The sequence below is a fragment of the Mesorhizobium sp. L-8-10 genome, assembly GCF_016756635.1.
Classification (GTDB): domain Bacteria; phylum Pseudomonadota; class Alphaproteobacteria; order Rhizobiales; family Rhizobiaceae.
On sequence record NZ_AP023263.1, the window covers coordinates 3,632,035 to 3,651,555 of the forward strand.

The 19,521-nt window shown below is 64.1% G+C and carries 22 protein-coding genes; 7 read left to right on the forward strand and 15 right to left on the reverse strand.

Translation table 11 applies throughout. The features are described from left to right. Positions 1 to 55: 55 nt before the first annotated feature. The 3 genes from pth to JN280_RS16845 all read right to left on the reverse strand — a co-directional run bounded on the left by pth (position 56) and on the right by JN280_RS16845 (position 1,950). Entirely contained in the window at positions 56 to 763 is a 708-nt protein-coding gene (pth, locus tag JN280_RS16835; RefSeq protein ID WP_202313697.1) for an aminoacyl-tRNA hydrolase, read from the reverse strand. A 25-nt stretch (positions 764 to 788) separates the two neighbouring features. Further along, positions 789 to 1,415, reverse strand: a complete 627-nt coding sequence (locus JN280_RS16840; RefSeq protein ID WP_202313698.1) for a 50S ribosomal protein L25/general stress protein Ctc — start codon at positions 1,413 to 1,415, stop codon at positions 789 to 791. 268 nt (positions 1,416 to 1,683) lie between these two features. Continuing rightward, the gene (locus JN280_RS16845; RefSeq protein ID WP_202313699.1) at positions 1,684 to 1,950 is read right to left on the reverse strand and encodes a hypothetical protein; all 267 of its coding nucleotides are present in this window, start codon (positions 1,948 to 1,950) and stop codon (positions 1,684 to 1,686) included. Here JN280_RS16845 and JN280_RS16850 point away from each other — a divergent pair. The 3 genes from JN280_RS16850 (at position 1,949) to chrA (ending at position 5,157) form a co-directional block, all read left to right on the forward strand. Next, complete coding sequence (locus tag JN280_RS16850) at positions 1,949 to 2,809, forward strand: LysR family transcriptional regulator (protein ID WP_202313700.1); 861 nt, start codon at positions 1,949 to 1,951, stop codon at positions 2,807 to 2,809. The two genes, JN280_RS16845 and JN280_RS16850, sit on opposite strands and share 2 nt — an antisense overlap. A 192-nt stretch (positions 2,810 to 3,001) precedes the next feature. Further along, positions 3,002 to 3,820 (forward strand): chromate resistance protein ChrB domain-containing protein, encoded by an 819-nt coding sequence (locus JN280_RS16855; protein ID WP_202313701.1) that lies wholly within the window; start codon positions 3,002 to 3,004, stop codon positions 3,818 to 3,820. After that, a complete protein-coding gene (chrA, locus tag JN280_RS16860; protein ID WP_202313703.1) occupies positions 3,817 to 5,157 on the forward strand; it encodes a chromate efflux transporter in 1,341 nt (446 codons plus the stop codon). The genes JN280_RS16855 and chrA overlap by 4 nt, the downstream gene beginning before the upstream one ends. A 779-nt stretch (positions 5,158 to 5,936) precedes the next feature. Here chrA and JN280_RS16865 read toward each other — a convergent pair. From JN280_RS16865 to JN280_RS16905, 9 genes are all read right to left on the reverse strand, one after another. Then, positions 5,937 to 6,872: a ribose-phosphate pyrophosphokinase gene (locus JN280_RS16865; protein WP_202313705.1), complete on the reverse strand. Its 936-nt coding sequence runs from the start codon at positions 6,870 to 6,872 to the stop codon at positions 5,937 to 5,939. 109 nt (positions 6,873 to 6,981) lie between these two features. Then, positions 6,982 to 7,518, reverse strand: coding sequence for a hypothetical protein (locus tag JN280_RS16870; RefSeq protein ID WP_202313707.1), 537 nt, complete (start codon positions 7,516 to 7,518; stop codon positions 6,982 to 6,984). Between the two features lie 49 nt (positions 7,519 to 7,567). Next, positions 7,568 to 8,719, reverse strand: coding sequence for a M24 family metallopeptidase (locus JN280_RS16875; RefSeq protein WP_202313709.1), 1,152 nt, complete (start codon positions 8,717 to 8,719; stop codon positions 7,568 to 7,570). 2 nt (positions 8,720 to 8,721) lie between these two features. Continuing rightward, positions 8,722 to 9,513, reverse strand: a complete 792-nt coding sequence (pgeF, locus tag JN280_RS16880) for a peptidoglycan editing factor PgeF (protein WP_202313711.1) — start codon at positions 9,511 to 9,513, stop codon at positions 8,722 to 8,724. Between the two features lie 96 nt (positions 9,514 to 9,609). Next, complete coding sequence (locus JN280_RS16885) at positions 9,610 to 10,704, reverse strand: class I SAM-dependent methyltransferase (RefSeq protein ID WP_202313713.1); 1,095 nt, start codon at positions 10,702 to 10,704, stop codon at positions 9,610 to 9,612. Beyond that, positions 10,701 to 11,555: a prolipoprotein diacylglyceryl transferase gene (gene lgt, locus JN280_RS16890; protein ID WP_202313715.1), complete on the reverse strand. Its 855-nt coding sequence runs from the start codon at positions 11,553 to 11,555 to the stop codon at positions 10,701 to 10,703. The genes JN280_RS16885 and lgt overlap by 4 nt, the downstream gene beginning before the upstream one ends. A gap of 99 nt (positions 11,556 to 11,654) precedes the next feature. After that, the gene (locus JN280_RS16895) at positions 11,655 to 11,801 is read right to left on the reverse strand and encodes a type II toxin-antitoxin system RelE/ParE family toxin (protein ID WP_202314807.1); all 147 of its coding nucleotides are present in this window, start codon (positions 11,799 to 11,801) and stop codon (positions 11,655 to 11,657) included. Between the two features lie 589 nt (positions 11,802 to 12,390). Then, on the reverse strand, positions 12,391 to 12,771 hold the full coding sequence (locus tag JN280_RS16900; protein WP_202313717.1) for a hypothetical protein: 381 nt from the start codon (positions 12,769 to 12,771) through the stop codon (positions 12,391 to 12,393). Between the two features lie 446 nt (positions 12,772 to 13,217). Further along, positions 13,218 to 13,478, reverse strand: a complete 261-nt coding sequence (locus tag JN280_RS16905) for a type II toxin-antitoxin system ParD family antitoxin (protein ID WP_202313719.1) — start codon at positions 13,476 to 13,478, stop codon at positions 13,218 to 13,220. A 176-nt stretch (positions 13,479 to 13,654) separates the two neighbouring features. On the opposite strand from JN280_RS16905, the gene JN280_RS16910 reads away from it, so the two are divergent. The 3 genes from JN280_RS16910 to JN280_RS16920 all read left to right on the forward strand — a co-directional run bounded on the left by JN280_RS16910 (position 13,655) and on the right by JN280_RS16920 (position 15,158). Further along, a complete protein-coding gene (locus JN280_RS16910) occupies positions 13,655 to 13,969 on the forward strand; it encodes an accessory factor UbiK family protein (RefSeq protein WP_202313721.1) in 315 nt (104 codons plus the stop codon). 315 nt (positions 13,970 to 14,284) lie between these two features. Further along, positions 14,285 to 14,785 carry a YbjN domain-containing protein gene (locus JN280_RS16915; RefSeq protein WP_202313723.1) on the forward strand — a complete coding sequence of 167 codons (501 nt, stop codon included), beginning with the start codon at positions 14,285 to 14,287 and terminating at the stop codon, positions 14,783 to 14,785. A gap of 10 nt (positions 14,786 to 14,795) precedes the next feature. Continuing rightward, entirely contained in the window at positions 14,796 to 15,158 is a 363-nt protein-coding gene (locus JN280_RS16920; protein ID WP_202313725.1) for a tRNA-binding protein, read from the forward strand. 46 nt (positions 15,159 to 15,204) lie between these two features. Here JN280_RS16920 and JN280_RS16925 read toward each other — a convergent pair whose 3' ends face one another. Continuing rightward, positions 15,205 to 16,227 (reverse strand): glycosyltransferase family 4 protein, encoded by a 1,023-nt coding sequence (locus JN280_RS16925; RefSeq protein ID WP_202313727.1) that lies wholly within the window; start codon positions 16,225 to 16,227, stop codon positions 15,205 to 15,207. A 139-nt stretch (positions 16,228 to 16,366) separates the two neighbouring features. Continuing rightward, positions 16,367 to 17,194, reverse strand: coding sequence for a class D beta-lactamase (gene blaOXA / locus JN280_RS16930; RefSeq protein WP_202313728.1), 828 nt, complete (start codon positions 17,192 to 17,194; stop codon positions 16,367 to 16,369). 113 nt (positions 17,195 to 17,307) lie between these two features. Here blaOXA and JN280_RS16935 point away from each other — a divergent pair, with 113 nt between their 5' ends. Beyond that, positions 17,308 to 18,204 (forward strand): LysR family transcriptional regulator, encoded by an 897-nt coding sequence (locus JN280_RS16935; RefSeq protein WP_202313729.1) that lies wholly within the window; start codon positions 17,308 to 17,310, stop codon positions 18,202 to 18,204. Here the strand turns inward: JN280_RS16935 and JN280_RS16940 are convergent. Beyond that, positions 18,188 to 19,480: an ATP-binding protein gene (locus JN280_RS16940; RefSeq protein ID WP_244743550.1), complete on the reverse strand. Its 1,293-nt coding sequence runs from the start codon at positions 19,478 to 19,480 to the stop codon at positions 18,188 to 18,190. The two genes, JN280_RS16935 and JN280_RS16940, sit on opposite strands and share 17 nt — an antisense overlap. Positions 19,481 to 19,521 lie beyond the last annotated feature (41 nt).

Genomic DNA, 19,521 nt, shown 5'->3' on the forward strand with positions numbered 1-19,521 from the left:
CGATCGCCGTCAACCCCCTGTTGGCGCGCCGCGCGCGCAGAACGACGGAAGTCCTTCAATCCTTGCCCAGAAGCTTCTTCAGCATTGCGGCCATCGGGCCCGTCTCAGGCACCTTCGCCGCGGGCTGCTGCGGCCGCGCCTGCCGGATATGGCTCTGCGCCTTGGGAGCAGGTTTGGCCGGGCCGTTGCTGCCGGCACCCTGGACGGCAAGGCTCGCCTTGTTCATGAAGCCGTTGTCGTCGCCCTCGGCCAGAAGCGCGGCGTGGTCGGCCACCGCTTCGAGCAGGGGCTCCAGCCACTGACTGTCGGACTTGGCGAAATCCCCCAGGACATGGCCATGCACCATCTCCTTGACGCCGGGATGGCCGACGCCGATGCGCACCCGGCGATAGTCCTTGCCGACATGGGCGTCGATCGAGCGGATGCCGTTATGCCCGCCGGCGCCGCCGCCGGTCTTGATCCTGATCTTTCCGGCGACGAGGTCGATCTCGTCGTAGAGCACGGTGAGGGCGGCAGGCTCCAGCTTGTAGAAGCGCATCGCCTCGCCGACCGCCTGGCCGGAAAGGTTCATGAAGGTCTGGGGTTTCAGAAGGATGACCTTCTCGTCGCCGAGCTTGCCCTCGGCGACCTCGCCCTGGAACTTCTTCGACCAGGGGGAGAAACCATGGCGGCGGGCGATCGCGTCCGCCACCATGAAACCGACATTGTGCCGGTTGTTGGCGTATTTCGCGCCGGGATTGCCGAGACCAGCAAAGAGAAGCACGGTGCCGGCCCTCCCGGGGCGAAACCTATTCCTGGGTGCCTTCGGCTTCCGGGGCCTCTTCCGCCGCCTCGGCTTCCGGCTTCATCGCAGCCGAACCGGCAATGGTGGCGATGGTGAAGTCGCGATCCGTGATCACCGGCTTCACGCCGGCCGGCAGCTTGACCGCCGAGATGTGGATTGAATCGCCGATATCAGCGCCGGTGAGATCGATGGTGATGAATTCCGGGATCGCATTGGCCGGGCAATGGAACTCGACTTCGTGGCGCACGACGTTCAGCACGCCGCCGCGCTTGAGGCCGGGCGACTTGTCCTCGTTGACGAAGTGGACGGGCACCTCGACATTGACTGCCGTGTTCTTGCCGACGCGCAGGAAGTCGACATGCATCGGGAAGTCGCGGACCGGATCCAGCTGATAGTCCTTCGGCAGGACCTGAATCTTCTTGCCGTCGACGTCGATCGTCGTGACGGTGGTCATGAAGCCGCCGCCGTGGATCTTGTAGAAGATGTCCTTGTAGCTGAGGGCGATCGCCAGGGGAGGCTGCTTGTCGCCATAGATGACTGCAGGCACTTTACCGTTGCGGCGAACTTCCCGGGCGGACCCCTTACCGACCCGTTCGCGCGCTTCGGCCTTGAGCTCGTAGGTTTCGCTCATGGCATTTCCTTTCGCGTTGTCTGGAGCGTTTGCGGCAGGCGAGAGCCTCGACCGTAAACGTCGAAAGCCGCCGGATGAGGCGGCTTTCCGCCGCGTTGCCTCCAAGGGTGTCTACGCGGGTGGCGGCTCTATAGCGGAAGAGGGTGGGGAGCGCAAGTTCGGCGCTGCCAGCGCTTTCCACGGCTTCAGCCAAAAAAGATCCCGCCGCGAGACCTTGCGGCGGGGGAGTGAGGAGGCTTGGCGAAGACTTCCAGGTCTCCGCGATCCGTCAAAGCAGCCAGGGCTCGCGCTGCCGTTCCCATTCCGACCAGAAAACGCGGCCCGGCCCGAGGACTTGTTCCGGACTTAGGCCCATGTCCTTGAGCAAGCGGTCGTCCCGCTCCCGGTTCCGCTTGCGTCTGCCCCAGTCGATAGCCCGCATCATTGCCGTGATTCCCTGATGTTCATGCGCTGTATCGCGCCGCCTTTGACATTTTTCAAACGAATTGGAATGATGTCTGCCATCAGAATTCTTCATGTCGGTCGGTGCGCTCATGACCCAGTTCGACAGCGATCTGCTCAGAACATTCGTGGCCATCGCCGACGCCGGCAATTTCACGCGCGCGGCCGACCATCTCGGGCGCACGCAATCGGCGATCTCCATGCAGATGAAGCGGCTGGAGGCGACTGTCGGCGACCCGCTTTTCGACCGCGGGTCGCGGGGCGTGTCGCTGACCCGCAAGGGCGATCATCTGCTGACCTATGCGCGCCGCGTCGTGGCGTTGCTGGACGAGACCGCGGCATCCCTCAACGCGCCGCCGCTCGACGGTCCGGTCCGCATCGGCATCCCGGAGGAATACGGAAACTCCATCCTGGCGCGTGCCCTCGGCGCTTTTGCCAAGCGCCATCCCCAGGTGGAGATCACGGTGCGCTACGCGCCCTCGTCGGTTCAGATGGCCGCGGTCGCGGACGGCGAACTCGATCTGGCCGTGGTCTTCGAGTGGCAGGACTTCTCGGACGGGGAGGTGTTGATGACTGATCCCACTGTCTGGGTCACCTCGGAGTTGCATCAGCTTCATGAGGAAAGGCCTTTGCCGGTGGCGCTCTACAACAACTCCGGCTGGTGCCGCGACTTTGCCGTCAAGTCGCTGAAGGAGCGCGGCATTGCCTATCGCGTCGCCTACAAGAGTGAGACAAATGGCGGATTGAAGCTCGCCGTCACCGCGGGTTTCGCCGTCGCTCCGATCTCACGCAGCAACATCCCGCCCGGCTGCCGCGAACTGACGGCAGCGGACGGTTTCGGCGCCATCGATTCCTCCAATGTCGTGCTCCACCGGAACCGGGCTTCCAGAAGCGCGGCCGTCGACGGTATGGCCGACGCGATCCGCGAAGCGTTCACGACGCGCCCCCTTTGAGCCCGTCAAGGCGCCCGGCGCTCGTGTGCGGCTTCGAGATGGCGAAGCTCGAGGGCGAGAGCAAAATCCGGCCCCAAGGTTCCAGTTGATGGGATGTCCCCTTTGCAGTAAGGTCATCGCATCGGGGGCATAGGTGGACTCCCCGTCAGGCTGTGGCCCAAGTTCCGCCTTCGCTATTGTGCGGAGGCTGCCATGCCGCAGAGGATTTCACCCCAACAACTCATTGACTTGATCGGGACCGAAGCTTGCCCCGTTGTCGTGGACGTGCGTCGTTCCGACGCTTTCCAGGCGGCGCCGAAGCGCATCGCCGGAGCTGTCTGGCGAGACCACATGGCGTCGCATGACTGGTTCCGGCAGATGCCGCAGGACAGGTCGCTCGTCGTCTACTGTACTCACGGCCACAATGTCAGCGCTCTTGCCGCCGCCCGGCTCGACCAGGCAGGCGCCGCGGTAGCCGTGCTCGACGGCGGCATCGAAGCCTTTGCGGCGGCGGGCGGCCCGATGGTGCGAAGGAGCGCCACTGGTGTGGACGTGTCTCGGCCGACGGGCAGCGTGTGGGTTACCCGTGAGAGACCCAAGATCGATCGTATCGCCTGTCCGTGGCTGATCCGACGCTTCGTCGATCCGTTCGCCACCTTTCTTTTCGTGGCCCCCGAGTGGGTTCGTGACGTGGCGGACGAACTGGGCGCCATTCCGTTCGACGTGGAGGGGGTCGACTACTCGCATCGCGGCGAGACATGCAGTTTCGACACGCTCCTCACCGAGTTCGGTCTCGACGATCCCTCGCTTCTGCATCTCGCGCGCATCGTGCGCGGGGCGGATACGGCGCGTCTCGACCTCGAGCCGCAGGCGGCCGGTCTGCTTGCCCTGTCGCTCGGTCTATCCGCGATCGAGCAGAACGACCACGCCCAACTGGAAAAGGGCATGCTGCTCTACGACGCGCTTTACGGCTGGTGTCGATATGCCGTCAAGGAGCGCCACAACTGGCCGGTGGGAGCGCAAGCGGCATGAACGCTCCCGTTCTTTCGCAGCCCCAGGTCCCGTTCGGCGAGGTGGTGCGGGTCTTCGCCCGGATCGGCGTCTTGTCTTTCGGTGGGCCCGCCGGTCAGATCGCGCTCATGCACCGCGTCCTCGTCGACGAGAAACGGTGGCTCGACGAAGCGCGCTTCCTGCATGCGCTCAACTATTGCATGCTGCTGCCGGGCCCCGAGGCCATGCAACTCGCCACCTATTCGGGCTGGCTGCTGCACGGCGTGCGCGGCGGCCTGGCCGCGGGGCTGCTCTTCGTGCTGCCGGGCGCCCTGGTCATCACCGCGATGTCGGCCGGGTATCTCCTGGTCGGACATGTCTCGATCGTGCAGGGTTTCCTGTTCGGGCTGAAGGCCGCGGTGCTGGCCGTCGTGCTGGAGGCCCTGATCCGGGTTTCGAAGCGGGCTTTGCGGAACAGGTCGATGCTGGCGCTCGCCTTCACCGCCTTCGTCGCTATCGCCTTCCTGAAGCTGCCGTTTCCGTTGATCATCTTCGCGGCCGCCTTGTGCGGTGCCCTCCTGCCATCGGCCACCGGGGCGCAGGTGAGCGATGACGCGGAGGAGAGCCGCCGGTTGATCGCCGAAGCGCCCGAATGGACCCGGCCGGGCACGCGCCGCCTGATAGCGACCTCGGCCGTCTGGCTGGGGCTCTGGCTGATACCGCTTGCCGCGCTCTGGATCCTGCAGGGACCAGGAGGTGTGTTTGCCGCCGAAGCGCTGTTCTTCACCAAGATGGCCACGGTCACATTCGGAGGCGCCTATGCCGTCCTCGCTTACGTGGCGCAGCAGGCGGTCGACGTCTATCACTGGCTCCAGCCCGACGAGATGCTTACCGGGCTCGGTCTCGCGGAGACCACCCCCGGCCCGCTTATCCTCGTGCTGGTCTTCGTCGGCTTCCTCGGCGGGGCGCGCCTTTCCGGTTTCGAGCCGCTCGTCGGCGGGCTGGCCGGCGCGGCGGTGACCTTGTGGTTCACCTTCGTGCCCTGTTTCCTCTGGATCTTCGTCGGCGCGCCCTATGTCGAGACGGTCCGCAACGTCCGCTGGCTTGCCGGCGCGCTCGCAGCCGTCACCGCCGCGGTGGTCGGCGTCATCGCCAACCTGGCGCTGTGGTTCGCGCTGCACGTCCTGTTCGGCAGCGTCGGGACGATCTCGGCCGGGCCGCTGAGCTTTCCCACGCTCGATTTCGGGACATTCGACATGGCGAGCGCTGCCATCGCGCTCGGCGCCGGCCTCGCGCTGATTCGCTTCCACGCCAACATGGTCGGTGTTCTGGCGGCGTCAGCCGCCGGCGGAATGATCTGGACGCTGGCCGCCGGCTGAGAGCCAGGACTGGGGCCTTATGGATCTCAAAGTTTGCACATCCAGGCGGCCTCATTACCAATGGCATCAGGCATGTCGCCCAAAAGTGGGAACCGGTTTCGGGATAACGACATGCGCAAAACAAGGGCTTGAAGCGCGTCGCATGAACCCGGTTCGACGCGATGCGCTTCAAGCGCCATTGGTATGAGATTCCTGTCCCTGACAAAGCGTTCCGCGCGTCGGGTTCGCGTTCCTGTCCGAAACTCCCCGGGAGCAGAGGCACGATAGGCAGATCGACAGCCCCATCAAGCTCGGCGTCCCGCCGGCAGGGTCGGCTGTAACCGATCAATTCTTGCTGACCACCGTTGACTTCGGCGCCACCACAGTGGATTTTTGACGCTTGCTTTCAACGTGATGAATTGCGTCCGCTGGCTCTGGCCGAGCCGCCGAAGGATGCACATATCCGCATAACGAGGCGAGCCGTCTCGGCAGGGGGTCTTCTCCGAGCCTTCGCGAGATGTCAGTAGCCAGGCGAGGGCGACGCAAGCATTGCCCCGTCACCCCGCCCTCGACGGCATACCGAAATAACAGGCCTGTCCTGTTATTTCCCAGTTTTTTACAGGACCGCCAGTTGTCCGGGCTCGGCTATCGCCGGCCGAAAAACAGGAGCCGGGCAGGTAAGCGTCATACCAATGGCACTCAATGGGACGCACATATCTTTGCAGATCGGGTGAGCGGCTGCGGCCGTCTGTCTTCTTCCCCGTCCGCGCTCCAACGATCGATCTTGTCGGCTTTCGATATCAGTCGAAGAGGCTCGACACCGATTCTTCGGTCGCCGTGCGCGATATGGCTTCGCCGATGAGGTCGGCGATCGAGATGACGCGGATGTTGTGGGCGTCCACCACCGCCTGGGTCGGCTGGATGGAATCGGTGATGACCAGTTCCTGAAGCTTCGAGCCGGTGATGCGCGCGGCCGCGCCGCCAGAAAGCACGCCGTGGGTGATGTAGGCGGTTACGCTGCGGGCACCCTTCTCCAGAAGAGCGTCCGCTGCGTTGCACAGCGTGCCGCCGGAGTCGACGATGTCGTCCAGAAGCAGGCAGTCCTTGCCCTTGACGTCGCCGATGACGTTCATGACCTCGGACTCGCCCGGCCGCTCGCGGCGCTTGTCGACGATTGCGAGCTGTGCGTCGACGCGCTTGGCGAGCGCGCGCGCACGTACCACGCCGCCGACGTCGGGCGAGACCACCATCACGTTGGACAGTTGCCGGTACTTGGCCTTCACGTCGCGCGCCATGACCGGAACGGAGAACAGATTGTCGGTCGGTATGTCGAAGAAGCCCTGGATCTGGCCGGCATGCAGGTCCAGCGTCAGCACGCGATTGGCGCCGGCACGGGTGATCATGTTGGCGACGAGCTTGGCGGAGATCGGCGTGCGGCCCGATGCGCGACGGTCCTGCCGCGCATAGCCGAAATAGGGGATCACCGCCGTGATGCGCCGCGCCGAAGAGCGCATGAAGGCGTCGATCATGATCAGCAGTTCCATCAGGTGGTCATTGGTCGGGAAGGATGTCGACTGCAGGATGAAGACATCCTCTCCTCGCACATTCTCCTGGATCTCGACGAAGATCTCCTGATCGGCGAAGCGGCGCACACTCGCCTTCCCCAACGGAATATTGAGATACCGGGCAACCGCTTCGGCCAGAACCCGGTTGGAATTGCCCGCGAAGAGTTTCATGAAGTTTCCCTGGCGATGGGGGCGCCCTTAGATGTGGGGGCTTTTAGCTTTCTTCGCCGCCATTGCAAGCGGAGAGACGATGAATCGTCGTCAAAATCCAAAGATTCGCCTAGCCGGTGCGGCCTCCAAGCCACAGCGCGAGCTGGTCCACGGTGACGTCGGCGATCGTCTGCATGGTCGTATCAGGCACGGCGGCCCAGCCTTCGCCCCTGCCGGCCACTTTCTGCTGGCCCTGGATGCGGTGCAGGCGATTGCCCGAAGTATCGAGCACGTCCCAGACATAGATGACGGTCGTCTCCTTGCCCTCGGTGATGGCCGACAGGTAGCCCTTGAGCACATAGGAGGCGCCCGGCTCATCGGAACGCGCGAGCCCGATTCCGCGCTCCTTTGCCCGGGTCGCCAGCCGCTCGGTGAGGGGTGTGACCGCTTCGACCGTCGAGCCGACGATCGGTGCGAACTGGATCCTGGCCGAGCTGTCGATTGCGGCGACCGTTTCACCGCCCGGCGCGACAGGTGACGGAGCGGTGGAGGCGGCGGTCGGCGGATTGCCGACCATCGCCGACGGTTCGAGCACATCCGAGGTCGTGCAGGCCGCGAGCATGAGTGCTGAAAGCACGGTCACGGAAGTGGCGAGCGCCCGGCTCATTCCCCGCATAACTCCACTATCTGCCGCACCTTTTCCGGTCATTATGGTTTCACTGCACGATCAAGTCGAGATCATGGCGCGACAGCGGCCTGGGCGCCGATTCGGTGGTGAGATAGGTACGGCCGAGCGTCATGGCCGTCTCGGTCTCCGAATCCATGATGATCATATGGGCGAACAAGGTCATATCAGGGGCGATCGGCTCGGGATTGCCCTGATAGAACATGGGCATATCCATCCAGGACGGCGAGAAGCGCGCGCCGACGGAATAGCCGCAGGCGTTGAGGCGATGCCTGGTCAGCTCATGCGCCTCCATGACCCTGGCATGCGCGTCGAAGACGTCGCCGAACGTCTTGCCCGGCACCATGGTCTTCTCGACCATGACCAGCGCGTCCCTGGCCGCGTCGAACAGCTCCTGATGGCGCTTGGAGGCCTTGCCCGTCAGTACCGTGCGCATCATCGGCGCGTGGTAGCGGTGAAAGACCCCCGACCATTCGAGCGTGAGCTGATCGTTCTTGCTGAGCTTGCGCCGTCCGGATTTGTAGCGGACCAGAAGGGCGTCGGGGCCGGATCCGACGATGAACTCGTTGGCCGGATAGTCGCCGCCGCCGGCCAGCACGGCGCCCTGCATCGCGGCCAGTATGGCGCCTTCGTCGCCGCCCTGGACGATCAGCGGCAGTGCCGCGTCGAGCGCCTCGTCCGAAAGTGCCGCGGCCCGTTCGGCCTTGCGGATCTCGGCCGGACTCTTGAACAGCCGGAGCCGGCCGACGATACCGGACGCATCGGCGATCTGGCCGAAGGTCTGCAACTGCTCGTCGACGCGCCGGCCGTTATAGGCGGTCAATCCATGCGTATCGTATTCGACCCCGATGCGCGCGCCGAGCAGGCCGAGATCATTCAGCAGGTTGCGCAGGTCGATCGCCGGGTTGACGTTGTCGCGGTCGGTCCAGACGAGGATGTTGTCGAGGATCGAGGTATGTCGCGCCTGGCGCAGATCGGCCGATCGGGTCAGAAGCGTCATCGAGCCGTCGAGCTTGACGACCAGGCATTGGAAGAAGCAGTAGCCGAAAGTGTCGTAGCCGGTCAGCCAGTACATGCTCTCCTGGGCGAATAGCAGGATCGCGTCGAGCTTCTTGGCCGCCATCTCGATCAGCAGCCGATCGCGTCGCGCGTCATACTCGCTTCGTTCGAAATGCAACGCCATCGTCAGGCCTCCAGAACTATCGCTGAAATCAGCCGCCCGTAGTCGGCTTCCTTGCGGTGTGTGGCCCGCCGGTAGGAATAGAAGAGGTCCTCTTCGGCATAGGTGCAGCGGCCGAGCATTGCCGCTAGCACGCCCGCGCGCGCGAGGCGATCGACGCTATAGGTGTTGAGGTCGAACAGTGCGTGATCGTCGCGTCCGGACGGCCTGAAATATCGCCGGTTTGCTGCATCGGCCTCGACGAAGCGGGCGACGAATTCCGGCCCGACCTCGTAGTTTTCCTGGCTGATCGACGGGCCAAGCACGGCGACGATCCGGTCGCGCCTGGCGCCGAGCTGCTCCATCGCGGAAATCGTGTTCTCGAGCACGCCGGTCAAGGCGCCTTTCCAGCCGGCATGGGCCGCGCCGACGACGCGGGCGTCGGCGTCGGCGAAAAGCACCGGCCCGCAATCGGCGGCCGAGGCGCAGACCGCCAGCCCCGGCCGGTTGGTCACGAGCGCGTCTGCCTTGGGTCGGTCGCCGGTAAACTTCCCGTGCACGACGATCACATCAGGGGAATGGACCTGATGGACGCTGAGCAGGCAGTCGGGCGCCACACCCATCCAGGTCGCCACGCGCCGGCGATTCTCGACTACCTTGCCCGGATCGTCATCCGATCCGGTTCCGGTGTTGAGGCCGCGATAGATGCCCTCGGAAACCCCGCCTGTGCGCGTGAAATAGCCGTGGCGGATGCCGCGGGCGGCCGCCTGATCGAGCAAGGGTGATCGGACCGGGTCCGGTTTCGAAACATCCAGCATATGCCGCCTTGTTCACATCGGGAGCGATTTCGTCAAGCCATCCCTCTCGCGCCCTCGTCTTCGCGGGCGGACAGTGGGCCAGGCGCGGGGACGGTGTCAATCCGGCGATGAAAAAGGCGGAAGCGACAATTCCTGTCGCGCGACTGCCATCACCTTGAACAGCGAGCCCATCTGGTCCGGTCCGGCGAGCCGCTCGACCTCGCCGGAAATCCGCTCGCGTCCCGCTTCGTCGGCATCGGCGCCGAGACGGCCCGCGCGTTCGAGCAGTCCCATGCGAAGCAGGAAGCCTCCCTGGGTTGCGAGCCCCGCGACGAGGCCGGCCGCGCGCACCGCATCGGCGAGGGCGGCGAAGTCGACATGGGCGGTCAGATCGGCCTTGCCCGGTTCGGCGAGCGGATCCGTGAAGGCATGTCGCCGGAGAGCCTGAAAGGAATCGCCCGTGGCCGGCTCCAGATACCCGTAGTCGAAGAAGAGACCGGCACCACCGTCGCCGGCGATGCGTTCGGCGATCTTTTGCATCAGTGCCGACCGTGACGGAGCGACTTCCACGATCGTCCCCGGCGCCGCTTCGGCCGCTGCTGCCGGAAGCAGCGACGCGTCGAGCGAGCCAGCCCCTGCCAGGAACGCAAGATTTCCGTTGCCGTCGGCGCCGACGCAGCGTTCGCGCCACCCGCTTTCGGTGCGCACATACTGGCGGATCGGCACGGCGTCGAAGAGCTCGTTGCCGACGATGAAGAGCGGCAGGCTGGGCAGGGCATCGATGTCATCGTGCCAGTCGAACGGCCCCGAAGAAGTCGCGAGCGTCTCGGCCTGGATGCGGGCGAGGCGCGGGCTGACCTCGATCAGCTCGAACCGGGCGGCCTCGTGCAGTTGCGGCGCGATCCGGCGCAGCGTCCGCTCCATATCCTTCATGAGGGTTCCGCGACCCGGGCCGATCTCGACGATCATGGCGGGCGAGGGGCGGTCCACTGCCTGCCATGCCGATACGATCCAGGCGCCGACCAGTTCGCCGAACATCTGGCTCACTTCCGGCGCGGTCGTGAAGTCGCCGCCGCGGCCGAACGGCTCGCGGCTCATATAGTACCCCTCTTTCCGGTCGTAGAGGCAGAGCGTCATGTAGTCGGCGACCGAAAGCGGTCCCTGTGCCTCGATGAGGTCGAGAATGCGCCGCCTGAGCGATCGTTGCGTCATGCCGGTCGGGTCTGGGAAGCGGCACGTTTTGCCCGTGCGATCGCCCACAGCCCGATCAGCACCATGGGCACTGACAGAACCATGCCCATGGTCAGCCATCCGCCGAGCAGGTAGCCGATCTGGGCATCGGGCTCGCGGAAGAACTCGACGAAAATGCGCGACAGGCCGTAGCCGGTGACGAAGGCGCCGGCGACGAAGCCGGGCTGCTTCAGCTTGAGCAGGCCGTGAGTGAGAATGCGCAGCACCACGAACAGCGCCAGGCCTTCGAGCCCCGCTTCGTAAAGTTGGCTGGGGTGGCGGGCGAACGGCCCGCCATTGGGAAACTCGACGGCCCAGGGCACATCCGTGATCCTGCCCCAGAGCTCGGAATTGATGAAGTTGGTGATCCGGACCAGCCCCAGGCCGACAGGAACGCCCGCGGCGATCACGTCGAACATGGTCCAGACGCTGATCCCGCGCGAGCGGGCGAACAGGATCATGGCCAGCGTGCAGCCGGTGAAGCCGCCATGGAAAGACATGCCGCCCTGCCATACCGCGAAGATGTCGAGCGGATTTGCGAGGTAGCGGGCGAAGTCGTAGAACAGCACATAGCCGATACGGCCGCCGAGCACGACGCCGATCGCGGCCCAGACGACGAAGTCGTCGAGATCCGTCGGCTTCATCGGGAGCGTGCCGTTCGCCCACAATCTCGGATTGGTCACCAGACGCTTGCCGTACCACCATGCGAACAGGATGCCGACGATATAGGCGACACCGTACCAGTGGACGGCGAAGGGGCCGATCTGGACGATGACGGGATCGATGTTCGGGAAGGGCAGGGCCGCAAGCGGCAGGCTCAGATATTCGCTCATGACGTCTCCCGGTCGGAGTCGGCGCGGACCATGCGGCAGGGTTCCGGCAGGGTCAAGGCGGCGGGGTGGCGCAAGGGCGGCCAGCGGGCCCCGCGGCGTTCAATCTTCCGGGAACAGAATGCGTTCGTAGTCCATCGCGCCATGGAGGACATGGAGAATCTCGACGTTCTCGCCGCTCGCGCGATAGAAGATCAGATAGTTGCCGTGCACACGACGCCTATGACCGGCGCAAGGTTCCTGGGGAATGACTGGAGATCATAGGCAAACGGGAAATTACCGTGCCGCTCGGGAGCACCGAAGCGAAAGCCTTGAGGTGCTATCCCAAGGTCTAGCGGACGCTGAGCGACAGTACCGCGCCTATTCCCGGATGAGCACCACTGGGTTGGCCCGCAAGGCTCAAAAGCGCGTCAGGGCGGCTGCGAGGAGGCCCCCGAATTTTCCCTGCACGCCGGTCTTGAGGCAGGATCCGCACCCGGTCCGTTATAGCCGTGCCTTTCATCCCGCCCGCCGCGCGCCTTGCCTTGTGGATGGGCTGGGCACGGGCGGCCTGTTTCAAGAAGCGCGGTGGTCACTGTGGCCACTGCTGCGAAGGCGGCGTCTGCGGCACAGGTATCTGGTAGATTAGATGTATACGCTCTCGGCGTACCATCGAGGGGGTGATTTTCGCCCGAATGGTACGCTCTCGGCGTGCCGTGAACTTTTCTCCGGCTGCAACTTCATGAAGTCTTTGGTCACCGGCATGCCGCTTCGGATGGGCAGATCGATCGGCAGTTCGGTGAGTATCCACGTCAAGGCGCGCAGCTTGCTGTGTTTTTCACCACGACCAGCCGCAGCATCAGCGAGTCGTGCACGAACCCGCGTTGCAATCGCATGTCGTCGTGTTGGTCCCGTCGGCGCAGGTGGCCATCGTCCCCGTGCTCATGCAGTTGGCAGAAGCCCCCGAGGCGCTGCACTGCAGCACTTTTTGCCCAGAGGTGCATTGCGCCGAACAAGTGACTGCCAGTGCGACGGCGCCCCCCTTAATGGGCGTCATCTCAATGATCGGGATCTGGATCTGCAATGGCAGCATACGCACGATTTGGCCGTATTGCGTTGGATCATATTGTGGCGCAATCGGAGTAGTCTTCTCTTCCGCCGACGCGGGCACACCAAACCAGAAGACAATCATCAAGGCGCCAATGTCTCTGAAGAGACCAATGTAGAACTGCTCTTTCATAGCATCCTCCCGATGCTTTGATCGCTAGTATTCAATACTAGCACAAATCAACCTTTCCGCCTAGCGAGGGTGTGGCGCTAGCACCCACGGCCAACGGATCAGATGCTGCCTGGCCTTGCGCCGCTACCGTCATTGACGGGCACGTTTCGAATGCCGGGGCAGAGGCAGCTAGAAGAACATACTTTACCGCCAACCGCGTCGAATCGCGCCTGCGAGCCTTGACAGGCGGTACGTTTGTTCGCGGACGGATACCGTGAAGGCGCCTCGGATCGAGGGCTGGCCATTGTGCGAGGCGCGGAAAGCCAAGCGGCATTTCGGCCAGGCCCAGGCATTTGTCGCGAAGTTCCTGAACGAAGCTCATGGCCCGATCGGCATTCGACAGAGCAATGTGATCTCCGATCTCCTATAATTCGACCTCGGCGGCCCGGGCGAGGAAAACCCTCATCTCACGCCCTGTTTCGTGCCATGGCGCGATACTTGGCTTCCAGGCGGTCGAAAACCTCCTCTGCCGGCGTCACGCGTCCGGCTTCGGCATCCGCGAGCCCGCGCTCGAGCGCCGCATTCAGCGCGGCGAGCCGGGTCTCCCGTTCCTGGATGAGGCGTACCCCTTCCCGCAGCACCTCGCTCTTGGAGTTGTAGCGGCCGCTGCTGACCATCTTCGAGACGAATGCCTCGATCTGTTCTCCGAGATCGGCGCTGATCAGCATGACAGGCTCCTTATGGTTTGATCCTTAATAACTATTATTGGCGGTGGACTTCGGTAAGCCATCCATGCGCGTCTTTTCGTCCGCCAAGCCGGTGGAGAGTTACCCAGGGCCGTGCTCACGCCTTGCATTCGTCGCCCTTGCCCATTACCTCCAATCCAGCACGTGAGGTATCAGCCATGTCGAACGGACCGAACCGCATTCTCGATGAATTCGCCAAGCTGGTGACGGATGCGGCCGGCGCCGCACAAGGCGTGCGCCGGGAGATGGAAACCGCGTTTCGGTCCCAGGCCGAACGGTTTCTGAATTCGATGGAACTCGTCCAGCGCGAGGAGTTCGAGGCTGCCCGCGACATGGCCGCCAAGGCCCGTGCCGAAAACCAGAAGCTTGCCGCGCGCATCGAGGCGCTGGAGGCGCAGATCGCGGCGCTCGCCGGCGGCGCTGCCCCGAAACCGGCTTCGACGACCGCTTCCAGGCCGCGCGCCAAAAAATAATTCGGACTTTTCCACATCGCCTGCTGAATCGAAAAACGCTTTGCGCTGAATCGCTTAAGGCGTCCGCCTGAATCCGCCTTGCGGGGCTATCCACACCCCCAGGGGCCTCTCGCGCAAAAAGGGGCTGGCGCCGCGACTCTCCATCAATAGACTGAATTTGTTGCATGATTCGAAACAGGTCATGCGCCGGACGGCGGGAGGTCCGGCTGGGGAATAGTAGCGTACCGTCCCTTCTTCCGCTCGTGTGCTCGATAGTTGTCGTCTGCCCTCCAGCGGAGCGTGCGGTGGCGCTCCCAGAAACGACAGGATATTTGAATGGAACTCGTTGAACTCGACGTCGTACGCGAAGCACATCCCGTCGACGTGATCGAGCAGGTCGCCAACACCAATGACTGGTCGTTCGAGCGCACAGGAGACGACGAGATCTCGATCTCGGTTGCCGGAAGCTGGACCGACTACCATGTCTCCTTCTCCTGGATGGAGGATTTCGAGGCGCTTCATCTCGCCTGCGCCTTCGACATCAAGGTGCCGGAGGCCCGCACGCTCGAAATCCTGCGGCTTCTGTCGCTGATCAACGAACAGATGCTGTTCGGCCATTTCGACCTCTGGGAGCAGGAAGGCGCGATCATGTTCCGCCAGTCGCTGCTGCTCGCCGGCGGCGTCGAGCCGACCAGCCAGCAGGTCGAGGTTCTGCTTTCCAGCGCGCTGGAAGCCTGCGAATGCTATTTCCAGGCATTCCAGTTCGTCGTCTGGTCTGGCGTGTCGGCCCGCGATGCCTTGGCCGGCGTGCTGTTTGAAACCTACGGCAACGCCTGAGGAACTGCGGATGGGTTCGGGCGGCGGGCCGAGAAGGCCCGAGATCACCTTCGCCGATTTTGATCGCGTCGACATTCGTGCCGGCACGATCGTGGAGGCCGAGCCTTTTCCCGAAGCCCGCAAGCCTGCGTTCAAGCTGAAGATCGACTTCGGACCCGAGATCGGCATCAAGAAATCGTCGGCGCAGATAACCAAATACTACGCGCCAGAGACGCTGGTCGGGCGGCAGGTCTTCGCCGTCGTCAACTTTCCGCCGCGCCAGATCGGCAAATTCATGTCCGAGGTGCTCACCCTCGGCTTTCCCGACAGCGACGGCGACGTGGTGCTGGGCGCCATAGAGCGCAAGGTGCCTGACGGCGGCAGGCTGTTCTGAACGGCGCGCGTTGGGGGCGCGCTTGTTCAGATGATGGAGCCTTTCGTCATGCGGCCACGCGGACACGTCCGTTCAATGCTTCCCTGACAGTGTCGAGAAACATCTCGGCGCAGGCCGTCCAACTGTAGCGTTGCGCCTTGGCGCGGGCTTCGGCGCGATCGATATGCAGCGCGGCGAGCGCTGCTTGGCGCAGATCCTCCGATACCGCCCCGCCCTTGCCGTCGCCGACGATGTCGATCGGCCCGGTGACCGGATAGGCGGCGACCGGCGTGCCGCTGGCGAGCGCTTCGATGATAACATTGCCGAATGTGTCGGTGCGGCTGGGGAAGACGAAGACGTCGGCCGAAGCATAAATGTCGGCCATTTCGTCGATGGGCTTGCGGCCGAGAAAGTGCGCCTGCGGATATCTTGCCTGCAACTTGGCAAGCTCGGGGCCTTCGCCGACCAGCACCTTGCTGCCCGGCAGGTCGAGATCGAGAAAGGCCGGCAGGTTCTTCTCGACGGCGATGCGCCCGACGCAGAGGAAGACCGGCCCGGGGAAGTCAAGCGCCTTGCGCCGGTCGGGCCGGAACAAAGTGGTGTCGACCCCGCGCGTCCAAGGCCGCAGCTTGGTGAAGCCGCGCCGGGCCAGATCGTCGGCGAGCGACTGCGTGGCCACCAAAGTGCCTTGCCCGGAGTTGTGGAAGTCGCGCAGCCAGCGATAGGCCCAGTCCTCGGGAACAGGAAGGCGCGCGCTCAGATATTCAGGGAAACGCGTGTGGTAGCTGGTGGTGAAGGGACGGCCCTCGGCGAGGCAATAGCGTCGTGCCATGATGCCGAGCGGCCCTTCCGTCACGATGTGGACATGGTCGGCCTGCTCAGCCCTGATCAGCCTGGCGACGTGGCCGGGCGTCGTCAGCGCGAGCCGGATGTCGGGATAGGTCGGCAGGGGCAAGGTGCGGAAGCCCTGAGGCGTCAGGAAACGGGTCTCGACCCCGAAACCTGTCAGGACCTCGGACAGCCGTTCCAGCGTATGGACGACGCCGTTGATCTGCGGCCGCCAGGCATCGGTTACCATCAGGATGCGCAAGGGGCGTCTTCCCTATTTCCCGGCGCCTTCCCCTGGAATCGCCGGCCGTCCGTCGTTTCGCGCGCCTTTGAGCAGAGTTTCGTGACGCTGCGATGAAACGGGCGGGGGCTTGCAATCCTCCATTTGATATAGCGCCGGCTCAATCGAGGTCCAGTTTCGACAGCGCCTCGAACAGCGCTTCCCGCGCCTGGAAGCCGGGTCGCTTGTCCGCCTTGCCGTTGCCGATCTGCAGCCGCGCGAAGGCAACGCGCCGGCCATCTTTTTTGGCCCAGCCGACGAACCAGCCCACCGGCCGGACTTTGCCGTCCACGTCGTTCTTTTCGCGTAACCGGCCGCTACCGGTCTTGCCGTGTACGATCCAGCCGCCGTCTATCGCGAAACGCGGCATGATCGTCTCCGTCATGTCATAGGCCTTGGCCGATAGAGCCAATTGCCGGTCGAGCATGGCGCGTATGAAGCGGACCTGTTCGACGGGGCTGATCTTCAGGGACGACATAAGCCACGAGTGAGTGAGGCCGTTGTTCTTGCCGGGATCACCCGATACGTCCATGTTGCCATAGTTGAATTTGGCCACATAGTCGGCGAAACGTTCCTCGCCGATCTGCTGCGTGATCTGCTGCGAATACCAGACGATCGAGTCTTCGAGCCAGATCGTCGGGTTCACAGTTTTTTGCTGGCGCTTGTTCGCGTTGAATTCGGGCCGATAGTCCCAGCTCGGCGTCTTCGGATCCTTCAGGACGCCGGAATCGAAACCCATCAAAGCGAGCGGGACCTTGAACGTCGATGCCGGCGCGAAACCCTGGTCGCATGTTCCCTTGCGCGACAATGCCTCGCCGCTCGAGGCATCGATGATGAGCGTGCATTCGAGCAGCAGGCCAGCGGCAGGCGCGGCGCCCATGCCGAGCGCCAGCAACAGGCTTGCGGCGAGCAGGCTCAGACCGAGCATGAAGCGTTCATTGTCACGCATTTCGTCTCTCCGTGATTTCCGCTGTCCCCTGACTACGTGGCATGGCTGATACGGACAAACGATGATATTTGCGGTCAGGCATGAAACGAATTTGGCCTTCTCTTGGGGAAACCATGGTCCGTCCGCATCTCCCTCTCACTGCCTTGCGTGCTTTCGAAGCCTCTGCGCGGCATCTGAGCTTCACGCGCGCTGCCATCGAGCTTTGCGTCACCCAGGCTGCGGTCAGCCATCAGGTGAAGTCGCTCGAGCAGCGTCTCGGCGTCACGCTGTTCCGGCGTCTCCCGCGTGGACTGCTGATCACCGACGAAGGGCTGGCCCTGCTGCCGACGCTGCGCGATTCCTTCGACCGCATCGCGGACATGATGGAGAAGTTCCATGGCGGCCATGTGAGGGAAGTTCTCGAAGTCGGCGCGGTGGGCACCTTCGCGGTCGGCTGGCTGCTGCCGCGGCTGCGCGATTTCCGCGAGCGGCACCCCTTCGTGGATGTCAGGCTTTCCACCAACAACAACCGGGTCGATCTCGCCGCCGAAGGGCTGGACTACGCTGTCCGCTTCGGCAACGGTGCCTGGCATGACACCGAGGCCGAGGCGCTGTTCGCGGCGCCGCTGTCGGCCCTGTGCGTTCCCGAAATCGCCGAGACGCTGCGCGACCCCGCCGATCTCGTCCGCCACACGCTGCTGCGTTCCTACCGGGCGGACGAATGGCCGTCCTGGTTCGAGGAGGCCGGCGTGGCGGCCCCGACCATCAGGGGACCGGTGTTCGATTCCTCGTTGACCATGGTCGAGGCGGCGCTGCAGGGGGAGGGTGTGGCGCTCGCACCGCCGATGATGTTCTCGCGCCAACTCGCCGACGGCACGCTACAGCGGCCTTTCGATACGTCGATATCGATGGGCCGGTACTGGCTGACGCGGCTCAAATCGCGCAATCCCACACCAGCTATGGGCGCGTTCCGCGCATGGTTGCTCGGCGCGGCGACCGCGTCGACAGGAGCAGCTAGGCTGGAACCTTGATCACCGCCCGCAAGCCGCCCATCGGGCTGTCGTCGAGCGTGATGTCGCCGCCATGACTGCGGGCAATGTCGCGAGCAATCGCCAGGCCGAGCCCCGTGCCTCCGGCGTCCTGGCGCGCAGCGTCGAGGCGAAGGAACGGCTTGAAGACGTCCTCGCGGCGATCGAACGGAATGCCGGGGCCGTCGTCGTCGACGGTCACCGTCAGCGCCCCGCGCGTGTGCAGCGCATTCACCCTGACATTGCGGGCGTAGCGGAAAGCGTTGCCGATCACGTTGCCGAGCAGGCGCGAAAACGCATTGGGCCGCACCTGCACCTCGGGTCTGCCCGCAATCGATGTGGCGAGACCGCGTTTCCGGAGGCGCGCCTCCTCGGAAAGCTTGTCGAAATAGGTCTGGAGATCGAAGCGGCCGGTGTCCTCGGCGGCCTCGCCGCGCGCAAAGGCGAGATAGCCTTCCAGCATCGACTGCATGTCGTCGATGTCCTGGTTGAGCGCCGTGGTGTCGAGCTTCTTGCCGGCGAGTGCGAGCTGCAGCTTGAAGCGGGTGAGGATGGTTCGAAGGTCGTGGCTGACCCCGGTGAGCATGGCCGTGCGTTGCTCGATCTGGCGTTCGATGCGCTCGCGCATCTGCAGGAAGGCAATGCCGGCCCTGCGCACTTCCTCGGCGCCGCGCGGCTTGAAGTCGCTCGGTGTCGGGCGTCCCTTGCCGAAGCTCTCGGCGGCTTCCGTGAGCTGCAGGATCGGCTTGATCTGGTTGCGCAGGAAAGGGATGGCGATGGTCAGCAGGACGAGCGACGTGCCTACCATCCACAGAAGGAAGATATGTGTGTTCGAGGCATAGGCCTGGCTGCGCCGCGCGAAGACCCGCAGCACCTTGTCGTCGAGCTGTATGCGGATCTCGACGATGTTGGAGTTGCCGACCGTGTCGAGCCAGAACGGCCGGTTTATCTGCTTGGTGATCTCCTCGCTCAGGATCTGGTCAAGAATGGAGAAGAACGGCTTCGGTCCGGGCGCGGGCAGGGGAGACGGCGGCAAGAGGTCGATCTTGAGCGACAGCCGGTCCTGGGCGATGCGGATGACGCTGGCGTAGTTGTCTCCGGGCGGATAGGTCTCGATCATGTCGATGATCGCGGCGATGTCGCGGGTCACCGCCTGCGACAGGCGCTGCGTCACCGTCTGCCAGTGACGCTCCATGAACATGAAGGCGATGACCGACTGCAACAGGATCATCGGCGCGATGACGATGATCAGCGAGCGCGCATAAAGCCGCTTGGGCATGTAGCGCGACACCAGCCGCCAGAACCGGCGCCAGTTGTTCG

What these genes read in the sequence shown, in the direction of transcription:
- JN280_RS16840 (WP_202313698.1), bottom strand. Translation starts at nt 1,415, where the DNA reads ATGAGCGAAACCTACGAGCTCAAGGCCGAAGCGCGCGAACGGGTCGGT.
- JN280_RS16850 (WP_202313700.1), top strand. Translation starts at nt 1,949, where the DNA reads ATGACCCAGTTCGACAGCGATCTGCTCAGAACATTCGTGGCCATCGCC.
- JN280_RS16845 (WP_202313699.1), bottom strand. Translation starts at nt 1,950, where the DNA reads ATGAGCGCACCGACCGACATGAAGAATTCTGATGGCAGACATCATTCC.
- JN280_RS16855 (WP_202313701.1), top strand. Translation starts at nt 3,002, where the DNA reads ATGCCGCAGAGGATTTCACCCCAACAACTCATTGACTTGATCGGGACC.
- chrA (WP_202313703.1), top strand. Translation starts at nt 3,817, where the DNA reads ATGAACGCTCCCGTTCTTTCGCAGCCCCAGGTCCCGTTCGGCGAGGTG.
- JN280_RS16865 (WP_202313705.1), bottom strand. Translation starts at nt 6,872, where the DNA reads ATGAAACTCTTCGCGGGCAATTCCAACCGGGTTCTGGCCGAAGCGGTT.
- JN280_RS16870 (WP_202313707.1), bottom strand. Translation starts at nt 7,518, where the DNA reads ATGAGCCGGGCGCTCGCCACTTCCGTGACCGTGCTTTCAGCACTCATG.
- JN280_RS16875 (WP_202313709.1), bottom strand. Translation starts at nt 8,719, where the DNA reads ATGGCGTTGCATTTCGAACGAAGCGAGTATGACGCGCGACGCGATCGG.
- pgeF (WP_202313711.1), bottom strand. Translation starts at nt 9,513, where the DNA reads ATGCTGGATGTTTCGAAACCGGACCCGGTCCGATCACCCTTGCTCGAT.
- JN280_RS16885 (WP_202313713.1), bottom strand. Translation starts at nt 10,704, where the DNA reads ATGACGCAACGATCGCTCAGGCGGCGCATTCTCGACCTCATCGAGGCA.
- lgt (WP_202313715.1), bottom strand. Translation starts at nt 11,555, where the DNA reads ATGAGCGAATATCTGAGCCTGCCGCTTGCGGCCCTGCCCTTCCCGAAC.
- JN280_RS16900 (WP_202313717.1), bottom strand. Translation starts at nt 12,771, where the DNA reads ATGAAAGAGCAGTTCTACATTGGTCTCTTCAGAGACATTGGCGCCTTG.
- JN280_RS16905 (WP_202313719.1), bottom strand. Translation starts at nt 13,478, where the DNA reads ATGCTGATCAGCGCCGATCTCGGAGAACAGATCGAGGCATTCGTCTCG.
- JN280_RS16910 (WP_202313721.1), top strand. Translation starts at nt 13,655, where the DNA reads ATGTCGAACGGACCGAACCGCATTCTCGATGAATTCGCCAAGCTGGTG.
- JN280_RS16915 (WP_202313723.1), top strand. Translation starts at nt 14,285, where the DNA reads ATGGAACTCGTTGAACTCGACGTCGTACGCGAAGCACATCCCGTCGAC.
- JN280_RS16920 (WP_202313725.1), top strand. Translation starts at nt 14,796, where the DNA reads ATGGGTTCGGGCGGCGGGCCGAGAAGGCCCGAGATCACCTTCGCCGAT.
- blaOXA (WP_202313728.1), bottom strand. Translation starts at nt 17,194, where the DNA reads ATGCGTGACAATGAACGCTTCATGCTCGGTCTGAGCCTGCTCGCCGCA.
- JN280_RS16935 (WP_202313729.1), top strand. Translation starts at nt 17,308, where the DNA reads ATGGTCCGTCCGCATCTCCCTCTCACTGCCTTGCGTGCTTTCGAAGCC.
- JN280_RS16940 (WP_244743550.1), bottom strand. Translation starts at nt 19,480, where the DNA reads ATGCCCAAGCGGCTTTATGCGCGCTCGCTGATCATCGTCATCGCGCCG.